Here is a 16,943-nt window from a genome sequence, read left to right as displayed (position 1 = left end):
CTGTCGACTGCCTCAACCTTCCGGGGGCATAATAACCTGATCAATCACGTGGATGACGCCGTTGCTGGCGGCCACGTCGGTAGCTGTGACGTTGGCTTCATTGACTTTGACAGCCCCGCCATCGACCTGGACATCAATCATCTTGCCGTTGACAGTCTTTGCCTCGTCGAGAGCCACCACGTCCGTTGCCATCACCTTTCCAGGGACAACGTGGTAGGTGAGGATATCGACCAATTGCTGCTTGTTCTCGGGCTTCAACAAATTATCGACCGTACCAGTAGGAAGCTTGGCGAAGGCTGCGTCCGTCGGAGCAAATACAGTGAACGGCCCATCGCCCTTCAGCGTGGATACGAGGTCTGCTGCCTCGAGCGCTGCGGCCAGTGTGGCGAAGTTACCGGCTCCAACCGCCGTGTCGACGATGTCCTTGTCGGCTGCGTGAGCCGGAAGAGCGGAAGCTATGCCCATCAGGGCGGCAGCGACGATGTGGTTCATCTTCATTTCCAAGAACTCCTTGTTTTGAACTATCCCTCATGCGAGCGGATGCGTTTTCATATGGAGCGAATGTTTTTTCATTCCAATCAAGTTTTCGTCATGGGAAACATGTTTATCTTGACATGACAATTACGTTCTGTTCCTTTTCCTAACGTGAAAAGGATGTTTGGATGTGACTTCGGAAACCCTGACGACGGAGCTCGAGAGGTACAGAATTGGACCTCGCATCAAGGCTCTGAGGCTGAAAAAGAAGCTGGGCCTTGTTCAGCTTAGCCAACATACGGGGCTCTCCACGGCCATGCTGTCGAAGATCGAGCGGGGGCAACTTTTCCCAACGCTTCCGACCTTGCTCAGGATAGCGCTGGTCTTCGGCGTCGATCTCGATCACTTCTTCAACAAAGGTGGGCCGCGCATTGCGGTAACGCGAAAGAGCGAGCGGGTGCGGCTGCCGATACCCGCCGGCACGACGCCCCCTTCCTACGTTTTCGAAAGCCTCGACTACCCCTTGCCGGAACGCAAGATGGAGGGATTTCTGGCGGATTTCCCTGAGGGCGCATCGTCCTCGGAGCCGCACCAGCATGGTGTGGAAGAGATTGTCTACGTACTTGTCGGAACGTTGTGTGTGACCGTCGACGGCGAGGTCACGACCCTACAGGAAGGCGACGCCATTTCATTCGACTCAGGCGCGGTGCACAGCTACGAGCGAGAGGGCGAAGGGCCCTGCAAGGCAATCGTGGTGACTGTTAGCTAATCGGCTTTTCACCCACCGTTTTAAAGACCGATGGCGTGAAGGGCCTGGCGCAGAGACCCACCTTGAGAATGATCGCCCGCAGCCCAAAGGAATGCGACACCGAGGCTCTGTTTCGGTATCGCCAGAGGCGGGTTGACACGATGGATGACAGCGTGTGCACCCGTAGCAACGTCATCCTCCAGATATCATCGATCGCCATTCGAGCTTACGGAAAAGGCAAGCGTTCCTGCTGGGTGGATCGCTCCTCAGTCCTGGGAAAGCCCATTCGCTACTATCCGGCATCTCTCCAGGTGGCCAATCGCCGGTTTGTTGATCGCCGGGTCCCCGCAATGGTGGGCGGTCTGCGATGTGGCGCACAGCTGTTTGCCGATCGAAGATCGCGCATCAGCGGCCCCAGACACGGGGGGCTGAGAACTGAGTGGATGTTTTTCAGTCCCTCTCGGCAGCAGGGCAAGCTCGGTCGTAGGTAAATGCTGCAATCCCTGTGACAAGGGGTGGACTTGGAAATTTCAAAGCCTATGTGAGGCCCGCTGAAATTGGTGGGAATGTCATGGGCACAGCAGCTTCCGAACGATATCAAGAGATCTTCATCGGGGATGGCGAAATGGCGCAGATGATGCGTCAGCACGACTGGTCAAATACCAGCCTCGGCATGCCCGAAGTCTGGCCGGTCTCTCTCAAAGTCGCCCTACGGCTGCTGTTAACCTCCCGCTTCGAAATGTGGCTCGGGTGGGGTCCGGATATCAATTTCTTTTACAATGACGCTTATCGTCCGACCCTAGGGAGTAAGCATCCCAACGCTCTGGCCGTCCCGACAGAAGTGCTCTGGGCGGAGATCTGGAATGACATCCGGGAGCGTCTTACCACGGTCTACGAGACTGGCCAGGCCACCTGGGACCGAGCGCTCCTTCTGCTGCTTGAGCGCGACGGTTATCCGGAGGAAACCTACCACACCTTTTCCTACAGCCCGCTGATCGGCGACAGCGGCAAAGTCGAGGGCGTTTTTTGCGCTGTGTCCGAGGAAACGGAAAGGGTCATCAGTGAACGGCGCATGGATACGATGCGCCAACTCGCGTCGGCGCTTTCAGCTTCGGACTGCACCGCAGAAGTCTACGAGGCCTCACAGGCCGTTTTAGGCGCTTGCCAGCGGGATGTCCCGTTCAGCTTGCTCTACATTTTCAACGAGGATGGCAGCGCCAGACGGGTGTGGGAAAATGGCATCCCGGGAAACCATCCCCTTGCGCCGACAACAATCGAAACCTCTGATGCACTGTGGAACCTAAGCAGCATTTGGAACCGTCAGGCACCCGAGCTGATCGATATAAGCGACCGCAGCGATCTTCCAACGGGCGCATGGCAGAGGGCTGCCAAGCAAGCGGCAGTCTTACCGGTCGTTGGTCAGGGGCGCGAAAGGCCGATCGGAGCTATCATCTGCGGGCTGAATCCTCACCGACGTGCCAGCGATGACTATCTGGACTTCCTCAAACTGATCGCCGGGCAAATCGCGTCACGACTCGCAAGCGCCGAAGCGTTTGAGACCGAGCGGCGGCGGGGCGCAGCGTTAGCAGAGGCCGCCCAATTGAGGGAAGCAGCAGCCCTCGCGCTTGAGCAACTCAATCGCCAGCTCGTTAGCGAAGTCGAAAAACGCACAGCCGAACGCGACCGCATGCGCGAGCTGTTTCAGCAGGCTCCCAGTTTCATGTGTATCCTGCGCGGGCCGCAGCACGTCTTCGAACTAACCAACGACGCATATTTGCAGCTCGTTGGACACCGGGAATTGCAGGGCATGACCGTTAAGGATGCTCTGCCCGACATCGCTGGTCAGGGCTTTTTCGAGCTGCTCGACGAGGTTTATCGATCTGGGAAAGCATATATTGGGCGGAATCTGCCGGTGTCGCTTCAGCGAACGCTTGAAGGCACCGCAGAAGAGCGGTTCGTTAATTTGATTTATCAGCCCATCTTCGATGGGGATGGACAAATCACTGGGATCTTCGTTGATGGTTTCGACGTGACTGACCAAAAACGTGCTGAGGACCAGTTGCAAGCTTTGAACCATACTCTTGAGCACAGGGTAGACCAGCGGACTGGCGAGCTGCGCGCGGCACTGCTGCAGCTGGAAAGAGAGTCGATTGATCGCGAGGCCGCACAGCTCGCACTCCGTCAGGCTCAAAAGATGGAGGCGCTTGGAAAACTGACTGGCGGCGTTGCGCACGATTTCAACAACCTTCTGCAGGTCGTCAGCGGCAATCTTCAGCTTCTGTCGAAGGACGTTACAGGCAACGCCCGGGCGGAGAATCGTGTCAAGAATGCGCTCGCTGGAGTATCACGCGGTTCGAAGCTCGCTTCCCAACTTCTGGCGTTCGGGCGCCGACAGCCACTCGAGCCCAAAGTCATCAATGTGCGCAAGCTCATCCAGAATATGGATGACATGCTCCGTCGGGCACTTGGGGAGGAGATCGAGCTCGAGACTGTCATTTCAGGCGGTTTGTGGAACACATTGATTGATCCGAGCCAGCTCGAAAATGCCATTCTTAATCTTGCAATAAATGCAAGAGATGCGATGGAGGGTATCGGTCGGCTCACGATCGAAACCGGCAACGCGGTGCTCGACGATGATTACGCTCGCTCTCACGACGATGTGCGGCCCGGGCAATACGTCATGGTCGCGGTCACGGACACCGGATCCGGCATAGCGGCCGAGATTGTCGAACACGTCCTTGAGCCGTTTTTCAGCACTAAAGGGGAAGGCAAAGGGAGCGGCCTTGGGCTCTCGATGGTTTATGGCTTCCTGAAGCAGTCAGGTGGACATCTCAAGATCTACACCGAAGTCGGCCTAGGAACGACGATGAAGCTTTACCTTCCTCGCACCACGCAGGTGGAGGACGCTTTGGTCGATCTAAACACGGTGCCGGCGAAAGGGGGTACCGAAACCGTTCTGGTGGTTGAGGACGACGATGGCGTCCGGGAGACATCCGTCGCGCTGCTGACCGATCTCGGATATCGGGTACTGAAAGCAGGGGATGCCCTCTCTGCCTTTGCGATTATAGAGAGCGGGGCACAAATCGACCTTCTCTTCACAGACGTGGTGATGCCGGGACCGATGCGCAGTACCGAGCTTTCCCGCAACGCAAAAGCTCTCTTTCCCGATATGGGCATCCTGTTCACCTCGGGTTATACGGAAAATTCGATTGTACATGGTGGTCGGCTGGATACTGGCGTGGAACTGCTTTCCAAGCCGTATACGCGCGAGGCACTTGCCCGAAAGGTTCGTCACGTACTGGGAAACGCGGCGCAACAGAAACTGGCTAAGGAGCGTACTGCGGCAAAACACCGCTCACCAGGCCAGACCTCCCGGGGGGATGTGCCAGTTCGGATTCTCGTGGTCGAAGATGAGCCTCTCATTTTGATGTCCACCGCCGACATGCTCGACGAACTTGGCCACTTAGTCCTTGAAGCCGGTTCTGCCGAGGATGCTCTTCTTGTGCTCAGCCGGGAACCGGCTGACGTGCTGCTGACAGACGTCAGCCTTCCCGGGATGTCAGGAACTGAGCTCGCCAACCAGGTGAGGGATCGGTGGCCGGCTATCACGATCGTCTTTGCAAGCGGTGACGACACCGCGCGAGCCCAATCCGGTATTGCGGACGCGCTTCACCTATCCAAGCCGTTTAACCAAAAGGACCTCGCGTCAGTGATGCTTCAAGCAATGGCCCACCTCGTTCCTAACTTCGGGGGCGCATAAACCGTGCCGTCGGAGCATTCGTGCCGACAGCTCCCGTTTCTCGAATGCGATCGTGACCTCCAACCCTGCTGGGGCGTGGATTCGATGTCGGGATTATTTTTTGCTGGTAAGCACCCTCTTGGACAAGTCTCCTCCAGGGCCAGTCAGCCTCGCGCAAGGCTCGCGGAGGATTGGATCGTCGCTACTTTTACCCGCCGCTTTGTGAGGCGGCTCGATCATGAGGATCATGCGATGCAGTACGATTGGACCGGGGTTAGAACTCGCAGGTATCAAAGGATGAGGGCGACCATGTACCTGGTGGGAGGTATGGTTGCCTTCGTGGGCCCGATCTTCCTTTTGCCGGGCATCGATCTCGATCCGCTTCTGAAATTTGTACGGTGAGGCTTCGACGGCACCGCGTGCTGGACTTCGCATTTGAACACGAACGCCACCAAAAGAGACAAGTATCCGATTCGGCTCCCCCGTCGTTTCCCGCCCCCGAGGGGATAATTCAGTCAGAGCCTCAGCAAGGGTGCAGCGATGAAGTCCTCCATCTCGAGCGTTCCAAGGGATTTCCACCCAGACAGGCGTGACTGGAGCGAGGTCGCCGCAATGGGAGCATCAGCCGCGATCCACCGGACTGACCCCGTGCCCAACTGAACGCCTCTGGCGCGACCGCTCCAAGCCACGTCCGGCCTTACCGCCAAGTCGGCAGGGCCGGGGCCATTGCACCGAGCGGCATCAGCCTTCCAGCGACGCGCCGCCCATATTGTCGATATTACGGCCCCAACAGAACAACACCGCCCCCGTCGGAACTATCCTGACTCATTGGGGTTATTGGCGCAGTCTTTTGGAGAAAAATGATGAGTGATCGCAAGGTAGTGGAGACGGCCACCGATGCCAGGCAGGGCCGCCGCGGTGGTCCCGTGCTATTGGTCCTGGTTGGTGGCTTGGCCTTGGCAGTTATTGCTTGGGTCGGTGCTGAAATTTGGGGCGAGTCGAGTGACGCTCCTGCCGAGCAGACCGCGACTCCACCCACTCAAGGTAATTCTCCTGCGACGCCGGCCCACCCAAGCAGCGACGTCTCCGCCTCTGCTCCGACCAATCAGACGCCACATGCGGATGGTGGAACCGGTGGCCAATCCCAGACAAATCAGCCAGCCGGCAGTACGAACCGGCCCTAGTGCCTGTCATTGCTTGTTGGGAAGCATACCAACCCCGCCCCGACGAAAATCTGCGGATGTCTGTACTCACCAGGCTAGCAAAATTGGCGTGATCTTCATTTCAAACTTCAGGCAAGCACGACGGCATGGCAGATCACGATGCAGGAGATGCTCCGCATGGTCGTCCACGACCTCTATCAATCCCAAGGAGAAGTCGAGAAGTCGCCTTCAAGACACATATCAGGCGCATCGAGGAGGGTGCGGTAGACAGCATCTACAGCGACCTAAGGCTGAGAGGAACGAATGAATGGACCGAAACTCTGGTGAAGGAAAAGGCGACAAATATTGTCACAACACTGCTGACGTCTTTCCTTTGGAGCAATCTGACCCGCGACCACATTCACTCTCGCGCGACACATTAGAGGTGACGGCCCAACCCTGCTGACGGGCGGTCGCGGCATATCATAGGTCCATGTCGCACAACCCTACTGGGTTGTGTGGGGCTAAATAGCGTAGCACCCGTCGAAAATTCAGCCGGTTTGATCAGTCCATCCCTCGCACAAAGCGGGAAACGCGCGCCGGCGCTTCTCCCTCGAGTTCGCACTTCTTGACACGTCCACCGTGAATTCTAATATTGTTGGCTGTCTCTTTTGTCTGATTGTCAGGAAGGAGGTAGCCATGAACAATCAGGATTTGCCTTGGAGAGCCCCAGTCAAAGTCCGCCTGCAAAGCGGTCTGGAGCGCATTTTTCTAACCGTCCCTGACGCACTAGATTTTCTGGAACATGAATGGCCTCTTAGACGAGGGCAGCGATATGAGCGCGCACTTCGGAAATGCCGCGCAGCCCTCAACTTCATGACGCCCACGGAGGTTGCTCGTGAAGCCTTCATCGCAGCCTGTCTCGAGGCCGGCATGCCCATGGTTATGACTGGGTCCATAAGCTTTTCCACTCAAAAGCCAGCATCAGCGGTGGCGTAGCCTACGGATCATCCCCGCCACCGGGGCGCTGCCGTCGGCGAGAAGTTTCCCTCCAAATTGACCGGCCTTCGGGCCGGCTTTTTCCCGTCCCCAGGAACACTTTTGCGCATCGGATCTAATGACGCCCTTCCCGTCTGCGCAAAGGTGCGACCACTCCATCGTCCCTCTATCCCAACAGAATAACCCCACATTCCGTTTAGGCCTTAAGCGCCAGCGCTCTGCCCGTATCAAGTCGATCTGCTCATCTGTGAGGCCAGCCCCGCGGTCCCACCTGCGCAACGAACAGCTGGTCTCGCTCGAGCATTATCGTTCGAACGACATTCGATCGGGTGCTTTTGAAAGCCATAATGACGCAGAGGTCAGAACCAGTATGCCGATCCTGGTGTCGGCATCTGCCCACGTGACTTACGAGCGTCGACCAAGGTTAGTGCCGCTTTCGTCCTTGAGCGCACTCGCTTCTTCGACAACGCGGTCACGGGCAGTGTTGAGCACATCCGCAGCAACCGTCGTAGCTTTCCCGTATATGTCAAATGCAACACCTTCGGCCTTATCGACGCTTTTCAAGACCTCGTTTGAGACCTTCGACTTTAAATCGTCAGACGCTTCTCCGAGCGCTTCATCTTCCACTTGGGTATGCGGCAGGGCCGCTCCTATGGCGGCGCCGACGGCAAAAGCGAGTGCACCACCCACCAGAGGCTGATCCTTGAAATGCTTAAGGATCGTATTGTTCAACTGGGAGCCAACATCGATCGCACTACGGCCGGCGCTGGTGACCTGCATTCCAGCATTTCCGGCAGAGCGGGTCATATCTCGCCATGTTTTGGAAACCCAGCCCGACGCATCGTCAAACAATTTGCCTGCTTCATCTCGGATATCGTGAATCTGCTTTCCAGAAGCGTCAGCAAATCCGCGGAACGTCTTTCCGCTTTCGTCGATGAAATGCCCGGCGCGGCGGCCCGTCTCGTCCGTCAGCGCCTTGAAGCGGCCGCCCTCGCCGTCACTGAAATGAGTATAGCGGCGGCCGCCATCGATCTGTACCGGTCCGGTGCGCCGAAGCCCCCCTTTAATTTGAGCAAGTGGATACTCCTCCTCTGTCTTCTCCAGGGCTGACGATGTCCGAGCCTTCGACCCGGCCATCATCCATGCGACGCTGACGCCCATTAGCGCCATCGGGATAGGATTGTTCCTAACCGCCGCTCCCAGGTTGGACGCGTACTCGCCGCCGCCCGTGGATTTGGCATAGGCCAACACCTCGTCCACTAACTCTCCGGGAGACATGCGTTGCTGGATGGCGTCCAGACGCTCTTCGATGCGACGTCGATCGTCAGAAATCTCGCGTTCGATTTCCGCGGATCTCGGGTTATCGCTAGTATAGGCCATCACGTTCTATCCTTTATAACCTGCGCATCACGCTGCAACGAGGCTGAAGTGCGGTCGAGCTTGAGATTTTCGCCTTTAAGAGCCGTGAGACCACGGGAAATCAATCCCCAGGCAAAAAGGGCCACCGCAACGCCGACGACGACGGACGACAAGGCTCCCGCGCTTGGCTCAGTCATCCCTTGAGTTATAAGAAATGCAGCAAGTCCCTTCACCAAGGCAGCAAGAAGCACGCCCACTGCACAGATTGCCAAAACAATCCCCGCGGCGAACGCTTCTACGCCAACGAGCGCATGTGACATCTTTTCCGAGGCCTCGGCTTTCGCGAGATTGAGCTCTTTACGAAAAAGTCCAGAGATGTCGCCAACCAACCCTGTGACGAGTTCTGGCAGCGAACGGTTTTCGAGCGGACTAACCATTGAACCGGCCCTCCGTGTTGGATGTGGGGTGGGGCGCAATTGAGCGGTTGGAGCCTACATGCATATTGGTAGCGGAAGTCATTTCCGCCATCGGGGGTTTGTTGACACCTCTGTCTTGGTGTGGGGCTGACGCGGTCAAGAAGCGGCTTGCTGCAAGTCCGGCGATTGCAGCGATGCCAAGAAATGCCAGCGGTTGCTTACGCCCAAAATCCTCCGCCATGCCAGCAATCTCACTAAGGCTGCGATCCTGGATATCGGTGGAAAACTTCCGCATGCTCGAGCCCACTGTTCGGGTGATCCGTCCAATGTCGCGGTTATCGCCCTGCTCCAGCTCCGCGGCCACCTTCTCGATCGCTTGGGCGACGCCGCGGATTTTTTCGGTCAGGAAATTCTTTTGATCGTCCGCAGCGTCCTTTGCCTTGTCAGACAAGCCTGCAACTTCCTGCTTTGCAAAATTCGTCGCGGAGCGAACGTCGGCGACGACTTTGTCCTTGAGGTCGGTCGCCGTCGCCGTGGCTTTTTCATTTTCCTTCGGGGCCTTATGCTGCCCAAGCGACGAGGGTCCGGTTTGGGACCTATCCGCAAAGGACGATTGGCCGACGGAAGGAGCGTCCTTATTTCGATCGTCCATTGGTCTCTCCCGAATTGTTAGATTGACTGGCTCAGAGGCATGTCTAACTAACGCATTCATGGAATGTTCCCTGGCGCCCCGTATCAACAACCAAAGCGGATGAGAGAGTAGTTCGGCCAAAAAACCAATACCGTCTCGCAACAACCTCAGGGCAGATCGGTTTCGGAACAGATCCGGTGAAAGCCGGTTCTTTTAGAAAAACAAGGGGGAACTGGATGAACCTCGTACGCACACGTGTTGTCCACGAAGGCGCAGGCAGCTGGATTGTTGACTTCCTCGGAGATGACGGGGAATCCGTATCGATCAAGGTCGCCGATGATGTTGGCAGCGATGAGGCCGATATCGTCGAGCACGCCAAACGTATTATGATCCAACTCGCTGATCTCGCCGCGCGCCAGCGCCGATCAAGGTAAATGGGCAGAGGGTGGGAAGGTGCATCCGTTTCATCCGCAGCGCTCCAAAAATCGTCAGAAGGACTTTGAATGGTAACGCAGACATCTAGCTAAGATGGATATTTCAGCATCCGATCCCGCTGAGCAGTATACGGACGGTCATCGGACTGCGACAGCGGCCGAAAACTTGTTCTATCCGGATTTTGGAGTACCGTGTTCATAAGGTATTCATTATCGGAGGGACGGCCGGGATGTGCAATCAATGCGTGATTGAAGACGTGAAGCGAAACATGCTGTCGCGGCGCCTGCTGTTTAAAGGCGCGGTACTAACAGGCGCGGCGATGGCAGCGGGCAGCCTGCCTAACCCGGTGCTCGCGCAGACGGCCAGACGGGTCGTCGATCTCACCCACATATATGATTCAAAGTTTCCGACATTCGATGGCAAGCCGGGCATCGAACTCGAATGGGCGGCGGAAATCGCAAAGGACGGCTATCAACTCCATAAGCTCACTATCTTCGAGCATACCGGCACGCATATTGACGCGCCACTTCACTTCAGCGCCGATGGAGCGAGCGTCGACCAGCTGGAGCCGCAAAAGCTTGTCGCACCACTGGTCATCATCGACATAACAGATCGCGCCAGGGAGGAGGCAAATTCGACTGTTGAAGCGGTTGATATCGAGCGCTGGATCAGTGCAAATGGCGACATTCCGGCCGGTGCTATTGTGGCTCTCCGCTCCGGCTGGGGAACGAAAGTACAAGGCCCGGCCTTCCGCAATGACGAGGCCGGAAAATTCGCCTTCCCCGGCTTCGGAAAATCAGCGACCGACTTGTTGCTGGAACGCGACACCGTCGCCATCGGCGTCGATACACTTTCGCTCGATCCGGGCAATTCTGCCGATTTCGCCGTGCACAATTCTTGGCTGCCGGCTGGACGCTACGGCATCGAAGGGTTGAACAACCTCGAAGCCCTGCCGGTAAAAGGCGCAACGATCGTGGTCGGTGCACCAACACATCGCGGTGGAACAGGTGGCCCGGCTCGTATTTTGGCGCTTGTCTGATAGCGGTATTTTTTCCACTTATGGCGGAATTAGGGTGCGGCGGCCGCTGCCTTAAACGTGATCGCGAACGCCGTGGTACCGAATACACGGACAATCTCTGACGAGGGTGACCTCAGCTTTCTTCGTGACCGCGCTCCCAAACCCACCAAGACAAACTCAAACCTGCAGTTTTTCGTATCACCGAGCCACGAGATTTGGAGGTTTCCTACCGATGCAGGCCACGGTGTCGAGATCTTAGCAACTGGGCGTAGACCTCACGCAGTTCACCGATCTCAAGCGTGCCTTCGATCCACTCCTCCACCAGGGCGCGAAAGTCAGCGTCACTTTCGAACTGGAATCCCTGCGCTTCAACGCGAGCCAGCATCGTATCGAAGACTTTTCTACGGGACCCAGGTGTCATGACGCATACCAGCTTAAGGGAATCAATAAAGAAACACATATCTGCAGGATGGCTCATATTCAACCGCGGTCGTACGAAGACACCCATCCCGTTTCTCAGCAATATACCCCTGCAAAATATGGCTATGGTGGCGTGGGAGGAGGATGCCCCATACATGGGCACTGACTGGCAGTTCGCCGACGTGCTGCGCACGGTGGATACTTGGCTCGTCGCACTTCTAAGAATAGGAACGACCAGTACCTCAGTATTGGGGCAAATCCTCCCCGCAAAAACTTCCTGTCGACGCCGAAGCCTTATCGTTTGGCAAATTGCCTTGAAAGATCGCCTGCGCGGAAAGACTCTTCCCATCAAGGACAAGTTCAGTCAACGCCCTCCCACTTCTGGGAGTAGCTAGTAGAGCCGCAGAACATCTTTGAAGAGCAGCGTCCCTACAACATCGCCATCTTCTCTAACTATCACAAATGCCTCGCCGTCGATGCCATGTTCTTCAAGCACCCACTCCGCCACAATTTCTTTGGCTGCCTGCCGCGCCTCTGCCAGAGCTTCCTCATCAGAGGCACAATCCGCTCCAATCTGGTCGTTGTCGGTTATCTCAGGGGTCTTTATATGAAAAAAATACTTTGGCATTTCGCATAAACACCGCGTGGCGTCCTGATGTTCCCTTAGGCTAGTCTCCAATAGCAGAAAGGCGGTCCGCACCGGCCCATGGACGACGACAAGGTGTTCGTCTGGCCGCACGGAGCTTCTTATTCTGTTACGCCCACTTAGCGATGGGAGGCAGCGCCACGGCGCCGCCTCTGCTCCCTGGGGAACGCAACCACCGGGAGGCCTCCCCAGCCCTCCCACTAGCGACGATACGTTACCGACGGGCTTATGCAAGAAGGATTGAATATTGCGGTTAATTCGGGATCTTCCGCCGGATCGGAGCTGGGAGCCCCGCCCTTGCTAGGGGGAGGGAAGTAACGGGACTCCCGGCCGTTCCCTATGCGGTCGGGCAACCGCGTAGATAGGCGCCGACCAGATGGCAGCCAGTGCTAAATCTCGCATATACTCATTGAACGCAACCCGCTTCAGTTTCAAGAGACGGGATCGTCGATAGCGCGATGCGCTGCTATGTCGGGACTGCAATTTTCGTTTGGCTCACTCTGGTCCGTTAAGGTCCGTGACGGGCCTAGGATAGATCATAGAGCGCATCCCTTTTCGGGGGAGAAAGCGGAGGTTGTTCAGACCATTGTGCCTCCGATGTTCGACAGCCCGTGTGACCTCACGTCGTGCTCCCCATCGGAGCGGAGGAGAAATTTTGAAGAGACCACGGCTATAGCGTCGCATGGCCAATCCGCGGGCTGCCAGTTCCACTCCACTGCATGAGTTATAGATCCCACCTCTATAACTCATGATTATATAGCTGCCCTGTCGCTTAGCCCGAGTGGGAGCGCGTTTCGGCTCAACCAAAGCATGATATCGAGGCACACCCACAACACTGGACAGGTGTTATTCGTGGTGGACGAGATCATCGATCGAAGGGGCCGTCCCGCTCCGCCACCCCCCTGGAACCTAGCGTGGTTCGCTCAACGAGTGGCTCGAAAGCTATTCCACGCCATCCATACCGCCAGGACAACAGCCGTTGCAAGTAATCCGGCCGACAATCCCGTCGATACGAAGACCCTATAGTCGCCTCCGGAAAACAGCATCGCCCGTCGGAAGTTCTCTTCCATTATGGGACCCAGTACGAAACCCAGAACCAATGGTGCCGGCTCGAAGCGCAGATATCTCAGCACTACGCCGATGGTCCCGAATATTGCAGTTAGATAGAGATCAAATACGCTGAAGTTCGTTGAGTAGACACCAATGCAACTAAACATCAGAATTCCGGGGAAGATAAATTTGTATGGCACGGATAGAAGTTTAACCCAGACCCCCACCAGCGGCAGGTTAAGTAGGACCAACATCAAGTTGCCGATCCACATCGAAGCTATCAACCCCCAAAACAGTGTCGGGTTTGTCGAAATGACGTTGGGCCCAGGCTGGATGTCGTGCATTACCAGCGCACCCAAGATCAGCGCCATAGTTGGGCTGCCCGGGATACCAAGCGTCAAGGTCGGGATGAAGGCGGTTTGGGCTGCCGCATTATTGGCAGCTTCTGGCCCTGCGACGCCCTCGATTGCGCCCTGGCCAAACTCCTGCCCATGACCGGAAAAACGCTTCTCGATGCTGTAGCTCATGAAGGAGGACATGGACATCCCCGCCCCCGGCAACACGCCCAGGATCGACCCCAGTCCCGTTCCTCTTAGTATCGCAGGCGCCATTCGCCGAATGTCCTCCATATTTGGAAGCATCCTCGACAACGACGCGTGCTGTGTGAGCGGCGGTTCCCGGCTGGACAGCGTGGAGACTATCTCACCGAAGGCGAAGAGCCCAACCGCAAGTACAATGAAATCCACACCGTCCCACAGTTCCTGGACTCCAAACGTGAAACGCTGTGTCCCGCTGTTTACGTCAGTTCCCAGTAGTCCCAGTGCCAAGCCCAGCACAACCATGGCGATCGCCTTTGCGATCGAGCCACTGCTCATGGTGACAGCACCTAGCAGGCCAAGGACCATCAGCGAGAAATACTCAGCAGGCCCGAAATCAATCGCAATCTTGGTCAGCGGTGTGGCAAATGCTGCAATTACAAGTGTTCCGATGCAGCCAGCAACAAAGGAGCCAACCGCGGCAGTAGTGATAGCAACACCCGCACGCCCTCTGCGGGACATCTGGTAGCCGTCGATGACTGTCACCGCCGAGGCGGTTTCCCCAGGGAGGCTCATCAAAATCGCAGTGGTCGATCCGCCGTAGGCCGACCCGTAGTAGATGCCGGCCAACATGATCAATGCAGACAGAGGATCCAAACCGTAGGTAAACGGCAAGAGAAGTGAGATGGTTGCCAGTGGCCCGAGACCAGGAAGGATGCCGATAAGCGTGCCGAGAAGAGCGCCCATCAAAGCGTAGCCAAGATTGGGAATGGTTCCCGCGGCCGAAAAGCCGAGCAGTATATTCTCTAGCATAGGATCACCACGGCCAGGCGCGGATCTGGAGGTCGAGTACGTACACGAACAAGATCACGCTGATTGAGGATAGGACGAAGGCGGTGAGGAAGGCTTCAAGCGGCCGCAGAAGACGAGACGTCATTCCCGCAGCAGACAGGACGACAAAGCATGTCAGGGCCAGGCCGCAAGTCTCCAGCAAGGCCGCAAAGCCCACGAACGTTGCCGCAACAACCACCAACGCCCAGAGGCTCCGGCGATCAAAAGACGTGGTCGTTTTTGCTGTACCCACCCTCCAGGATACGGCACCAGCTGCAATGAATATCCCTGTCACAAGCAGGACAATCCCGAGCAGCAACGGAAAGTATCCCGGGCCCATGTTGAAGGCCGTGCCGAGCTCATAGCCAAGCGACATTACGATGATACTGATGCCTGTCAGCACACAGACGAGCGAGGACAGCACCTCGCGAATGTCCCTAATATACATTCGTCTCCTCCTGTTTTCTTTGGCGGGCCGCTTACATCGGCGGTTCGACCACGACAGGTGTCCCAGTCGAACTCAAATGTCAGCGATTACTGAGCGATGCCCAGTTCATTCGCCAGCGCGGTCCATGTGTCGATTTCTTTGTGAACGAATGTACCGAATTCAGCGACGTTCATTGCTTTCACCGTGGCTCCGAACTTATGAGCGATCTCCTGCCCGGCCACAGTGGACATGGCTTCGTTCACATCGGCATTGATCTTTTCCACGATCTCCATGGGGGTGCCTTTGGGGACAAACACACCGAACCACTGGAACGCCGATGCGTCGAGCCCCAGTTCTTGCGTCGTAGGAACGTCGGCCAGCGCTTCGGAACGCGTTGCGCCAAGGATTGCAAGACCCCTGACCTGCCCGGCCTTGATGTTTTCGACTGCTGCGCTGACAGATCCGACGTAGATGTCGGAGCGCCCCGCAACCATATCAAGCATGGCTTCCGATGATCCTTTATAATGGATGGCCTTGGATTTAGCGCCCAGTGCTTTCAGGAAGAGTTCACCCGCAAAATGTGCAGAGCTGCCTAATCCTGCCGTGGCAAGAAAAAGCTCCCGGCTGCTTGCCAATTCTTTCAGATCATCCGAGGTGTTCGCCTGGAGCTTGGAGCTGCCCACGACAACATAAGGAGAGGAAGAGGTGATGGCGACGGGGATCAGATCCGTTTTCGAGTCGTAGTTGAGCGACTTGAACGTCGCTGCCGCTGTCGTAAAGGCGGCAGTTGTGAAGAGGATTGTGTACCCATCTCCTTTTGCCTTTGCCACTTCTGCGTTGCCGATGGTGGAACCGGCTCCCGGCTTATTGGAGACCACCACGGGCTGTCCCCATTTTTCCTGCAGCGCATTCGCCAGAAAACGTCCCACCGGATCGGTCGAGCCTCCTGGAACGAACGGGATTACCATAGTCACCGGCTTGGTCGGGAAGTCCTCTGCGGCCGCTGTCGCGGAAATGCACGCTAGTGCTGCAAATGCGGCGATTGCTGTTTTGATCATGTTCATGGTCTCCTCCATTGAATTCACGATTTACGGGCTGCCCTGGCAGCACGTGATTGGTTGAGCGTCAGGCTATCTTCTCGAGCTCCGGCAGTATCTCGAAGAGGTCGCCGACGAGGCCGTAGTCTGCGACCTGGAAGATCGGCGCTTCCTCGTCCTTGTTGATCGCGACGATGACCTTGGAATCCTTCATGCCGGCGAGATGCTGGATGGCGCCGGAAATGCCGACTGCGATATAGAGCGCAGGCGCGACGACCTTGCCGGTCTGGCCGACCTGCCAGTCGTTCGGCGCATAGCCAGCGTCAACCGCAGCGCGCGACGCACCGACGGCGGCACCCAGCTTGTCGGCCACCGGCAGGATCACCGCGTTGAACTTCTCCGCCGAGCCCAGCGCACGGCCACCGGAGATGATGATCTTGGCCGACGTCAGTTCCGGACGCTCGGACGAAGCGATCGCATCGGAAACAAAGCTGGACAGGCCGGAACCTGCCGGTGCCGAAACAGCCTCGACCGAAGCCGAACCACCGTCGCCTGCCGCAGCAAACGCGGCGGTGCGCACGGTGATGACCTTCTTCGCATCGGTCGACTGCACCGTCTGGATGGCATTGCCGGCATAGATCGGACGCTTGAACGTATCAGGGCTCAGAACCTCGATGATTTCCGAGACCTGCGCGACGTCGAGCAAGGCCGCCACGCGCGGCATGACATTCTTGGCCGATGCCGTGGCCGCCGCGATGATCGTGTCGTAGCTGCCGGCGATCGAAACGATCAGGTCGGCGAGCGGCTCGGCGAGGTTGTTGGCAAGCTCTGTGCTATCGGCAGCCAAGACCTTGGAGACGCCCTCGAGCCTGGCGGCGGCATCGGCGGCACCCTTGGCGCCCGAACCGGCGACCAGCACGTGGATATCGTCGCCGCCCCCCTTGGCAATTGCCTTGGCCGCAGTCAGCGCCTTGGCGGTCTGATCGGAAACGGTGGTGTTGTCGTGTTCTGCCAGAAGAAGAATGGCCATATCGT

15 protein-coding genes and 1 pseudogene are annotated in these 16,943 nt (G+C 57.1%); 6 read left to right on the top strand and 10 right to left on the bottom strand.

Annotated features, from left to right (window positions below):
• Nucleotides 1–12 precede the first annotated feature (12 nt).
• Nucleotides 13–492, bottom strand: coding sequence for a fasciclin domain-containing protein (locus tag LH464_RS15065; RefSeq protein WP_390624989.1), 480 nt, complete (start codon nucleotides 490–492; stop codon nucleotides 13–15).
• Nucleotides 493–664: 172 nt separating this feature from the next.
• Between LH464_RS15065 and LH464_RS15060 the strand changes: the two genes are divergently transcribed.
• From LH464_RS15060 to LH464_RS15045, 4 genes and pseudogenes are all read left to right on the top strand, one after another.
• Nucleotides 665–1,243, top strand: a complete 579-nt coding sequence (locus LH464_RS15060; protein ID WP_226787216.1) for a helix-turn-helix domain-containing protein — start codon at nucleotides 665–667, stop codon at nucleotides 1,241–1,243.
• A gap of 604 nt (nucleotides 1,244–1,847) precedes the next feature.
• On the top strand, nucleotides 1,848–4,982 hold the full coding sequence (locus tag LH464_RS15055; protein ID WP_226787252.1) for a response regulator: 3,135 nt from the start codon (nucleotides 1,848–1,850) through the stop codon (nucleotides 4,980–4,982).
• 1,301 nt (nucleotides 4,983–6,283) lie between these two features.
• Nucleotides 6,284–6,546 (top strand): annotated as a pseudogene (locus LH464_RS15050) (hypothetical protein).
• 256 nt (nucleotides 6,547–6,802) lie between these two features.
• On the top strand, nucleotides 6,803–7,102 hold the full coding sequence (locus LH464_RS15045) for a DUF982 domain-containing protein (protein WP_226787215.1): 300 nt from the start codon (nucleotides 6,803–6,805) through the stop codon (nucleotides 7,100–7,102).
• A 405-nt stretch (nucleotides 7,103–7,507) separates the two neighbouring features.
• On the opposite strand, the gene LH464_RS15040 is transcribed toward LH464_RS15045, so the two are convergent.
• The 3 genes from LH464_RS15040 to LH464_RS15030 are packed head-to-tail and all read right to left on the bottom strand — an operon-like array spanning nucleotide 7,508 to nucleotide 9,589.
• The gene (locus LH464_RS15040) at nucleotides 7,508–8,482 is read right to left on the bottom strand and encodes a DUF3618 domain-containing protein (RefSeq protein ID WP_226787214.1); all 975 of its coding nucleotides are present in this window, start codon (nucleotides 8,480–8,482) and stop codon (nucleotides 7,508–7,510) included.
• Nucleotides 8,482–8,898, bottom strand: coding sequence for a phage holin family protein (locus tag LH464_RS15035; RefSeq protein ID WP_226787213.1), 417 nt, complete (start codon nucleotides 8,896–8,898; stop codon nucleotides 8,482–8,484). Before LH464_RS15035 ends, LH464_RS15040 begins: the two co-directional genes overlap by 1 nt.
• Nucleotides 8,891–9,589, bottom strand: coding sequence for a nutrient deprivation-induced protein (locus tag LH464_RS15030; protein ID WP_226787212.1), 699 nt, complete (start codon nucleotides 9,587–9,589; stop codon nucleotides 8,891–8,893). Before LH464_RS15030 ends, LH464_RS15035 begins: the two co-directional genes overlap by 8 nt.
• Before the next feature lie 155 nt (nucleotides 9,590–9,744).
• Between LH464_RS15030 and LH464_RS15025 the strand changes: the two genes are divergently transcribed.
• Together LH464_RS15025 and LH464_RS15020 are read left to right on the top strand one after the other, a co-directional pair.
• Nucleotides 9,745–9,942 (top strand): hypothetical protein, encoded by a 198-nt coding sequence (locus LH464_RS15025; RefSeq protein ID WP_226787211.1) that lies wholly within the window; start codon nucleotides 9,745–9,747, stop codon nucleotides 9,940–9,942.
• 230 nt (nucleotides 9,943–10,172) lie between these two features.
• On the top strand, nucleotides 10,173–10,982 hold the full coding sequence (locus LH464_RS15020; protein ID WP_226787251.1) for a cyclase family protein: 810 nt from the start codon (nucleotides 10,173–10,175) through the stop codon (nucleotides 10,980–10,982).
• A 205-nt stretch (nucleotides 10,983–11,187) separates the two neighbouring features.
• Here the strand turns inward: LH464_RS15020 and LH464_RS15015 are convergent, their stop codons facing one another.
• From LH464_RS15015 to LH464_RS14990, 6 genes are all read right to left on the bottom strand, one after another.
• Nucleotides 11,188–11,382 (bottom strand): hypothetical protein, encoded by a 195-nt coding sequence (locus LH464_RS15015; protein ID WP_226787210.1) that lies wholly within the window; start codon nucleotides 11,380–11,382, stop codon nucleotides 11,188–11,190.
• A gap of 390 nt (nucleotides 11,383–11,772) precedes the next feature.
• Nucleotides 11,773–12,009 carry a DUF6894 family protein gene (locus tag LH464_RS15010; protein ID WP_226787209.1) on the bottom strand — a complete coding sequence of 79 codons (237 nt, stop codon included), beginning with the start codon at nucleotides 12,007–12,009 and terminating at the stop codon, nucleotides 11,773–11,775.
• A 941-nt stretch (nucleotides 12,010–12,950) separates the two neighbouring features.
• Nucleotides 12,951–14,426 (bottom strand): tripartite tricarboxylate transporter permease, encoded by a 1,476-nt coding sequence (locus LH464_RS15005; RefSeq protein ID WP_226787208.1) that lies wholly within the window; start codon nucleotides 14,424–14,426, stop codon nucleotides 12,951–12,953.
• A gap of 4 nt (nucleotides 14,427–14,430) precedes the next feature.
• The gene (locus tag LH464_RS15000) at nucleotides 14,431–14,892 is read right to left on the bottom strand and encodes a tripartite tricarboxylate transporter TctB family protein (RefSeq protein ID WP_226787207.1); all 462 of its coding nucleotides are present in this window, start codon (nucleotides 14,890–14,892) and stop codon (nucleotides 14,431–14,433) included.
• An 86-nt stretch (nucleotides 14,893–14,978) separates the two neighbouring features.
• Nucleotides 14,979–15,935 (bottom strand): Bug family tripartite tricarboxylate transporter substrate binding protein, encoded by a 957-nt coding sequence (locus tag LH464_RS14995; protein ID WP_226787206.1) that lies wholly within the window; start codon nucleotides 15,933–15,935, stop codon nucleotides 14,979–14,981.
• A gap of 61 nt (nucleotides 15,936–15,996) precedes the next feature.
• Complete coding sequence (locus LH464_RS14990; protein WP_226787205.1) at nucleotides 15,997–16,938, bottom strand: electron transfer flavoprotein subunit alpha/FixB family protein; 942 nt, start codon at nucleotides 16,936–16,938, stop codon at nucleotides 15,997–15,999.
• Nucleotides 16,939–16,943 lie beyond the last annotated feature (5 nt).

This window comes from Pseudorhizobium xiangyangii (assembly GCF_020531965.1).
Taxonomy (GTDB): domain Bacteria; phylum Pseudomonadota; class Alphaproteobacteria; order Rhizobiales; family Rhizobiaceae; genus Neorhizobium; species Neorhizobium xiangyangii.
Note: the sequence above shows the minus strand (reverse complement) of the source record. Positions and strands in the feature narration are given on the sequence as shown.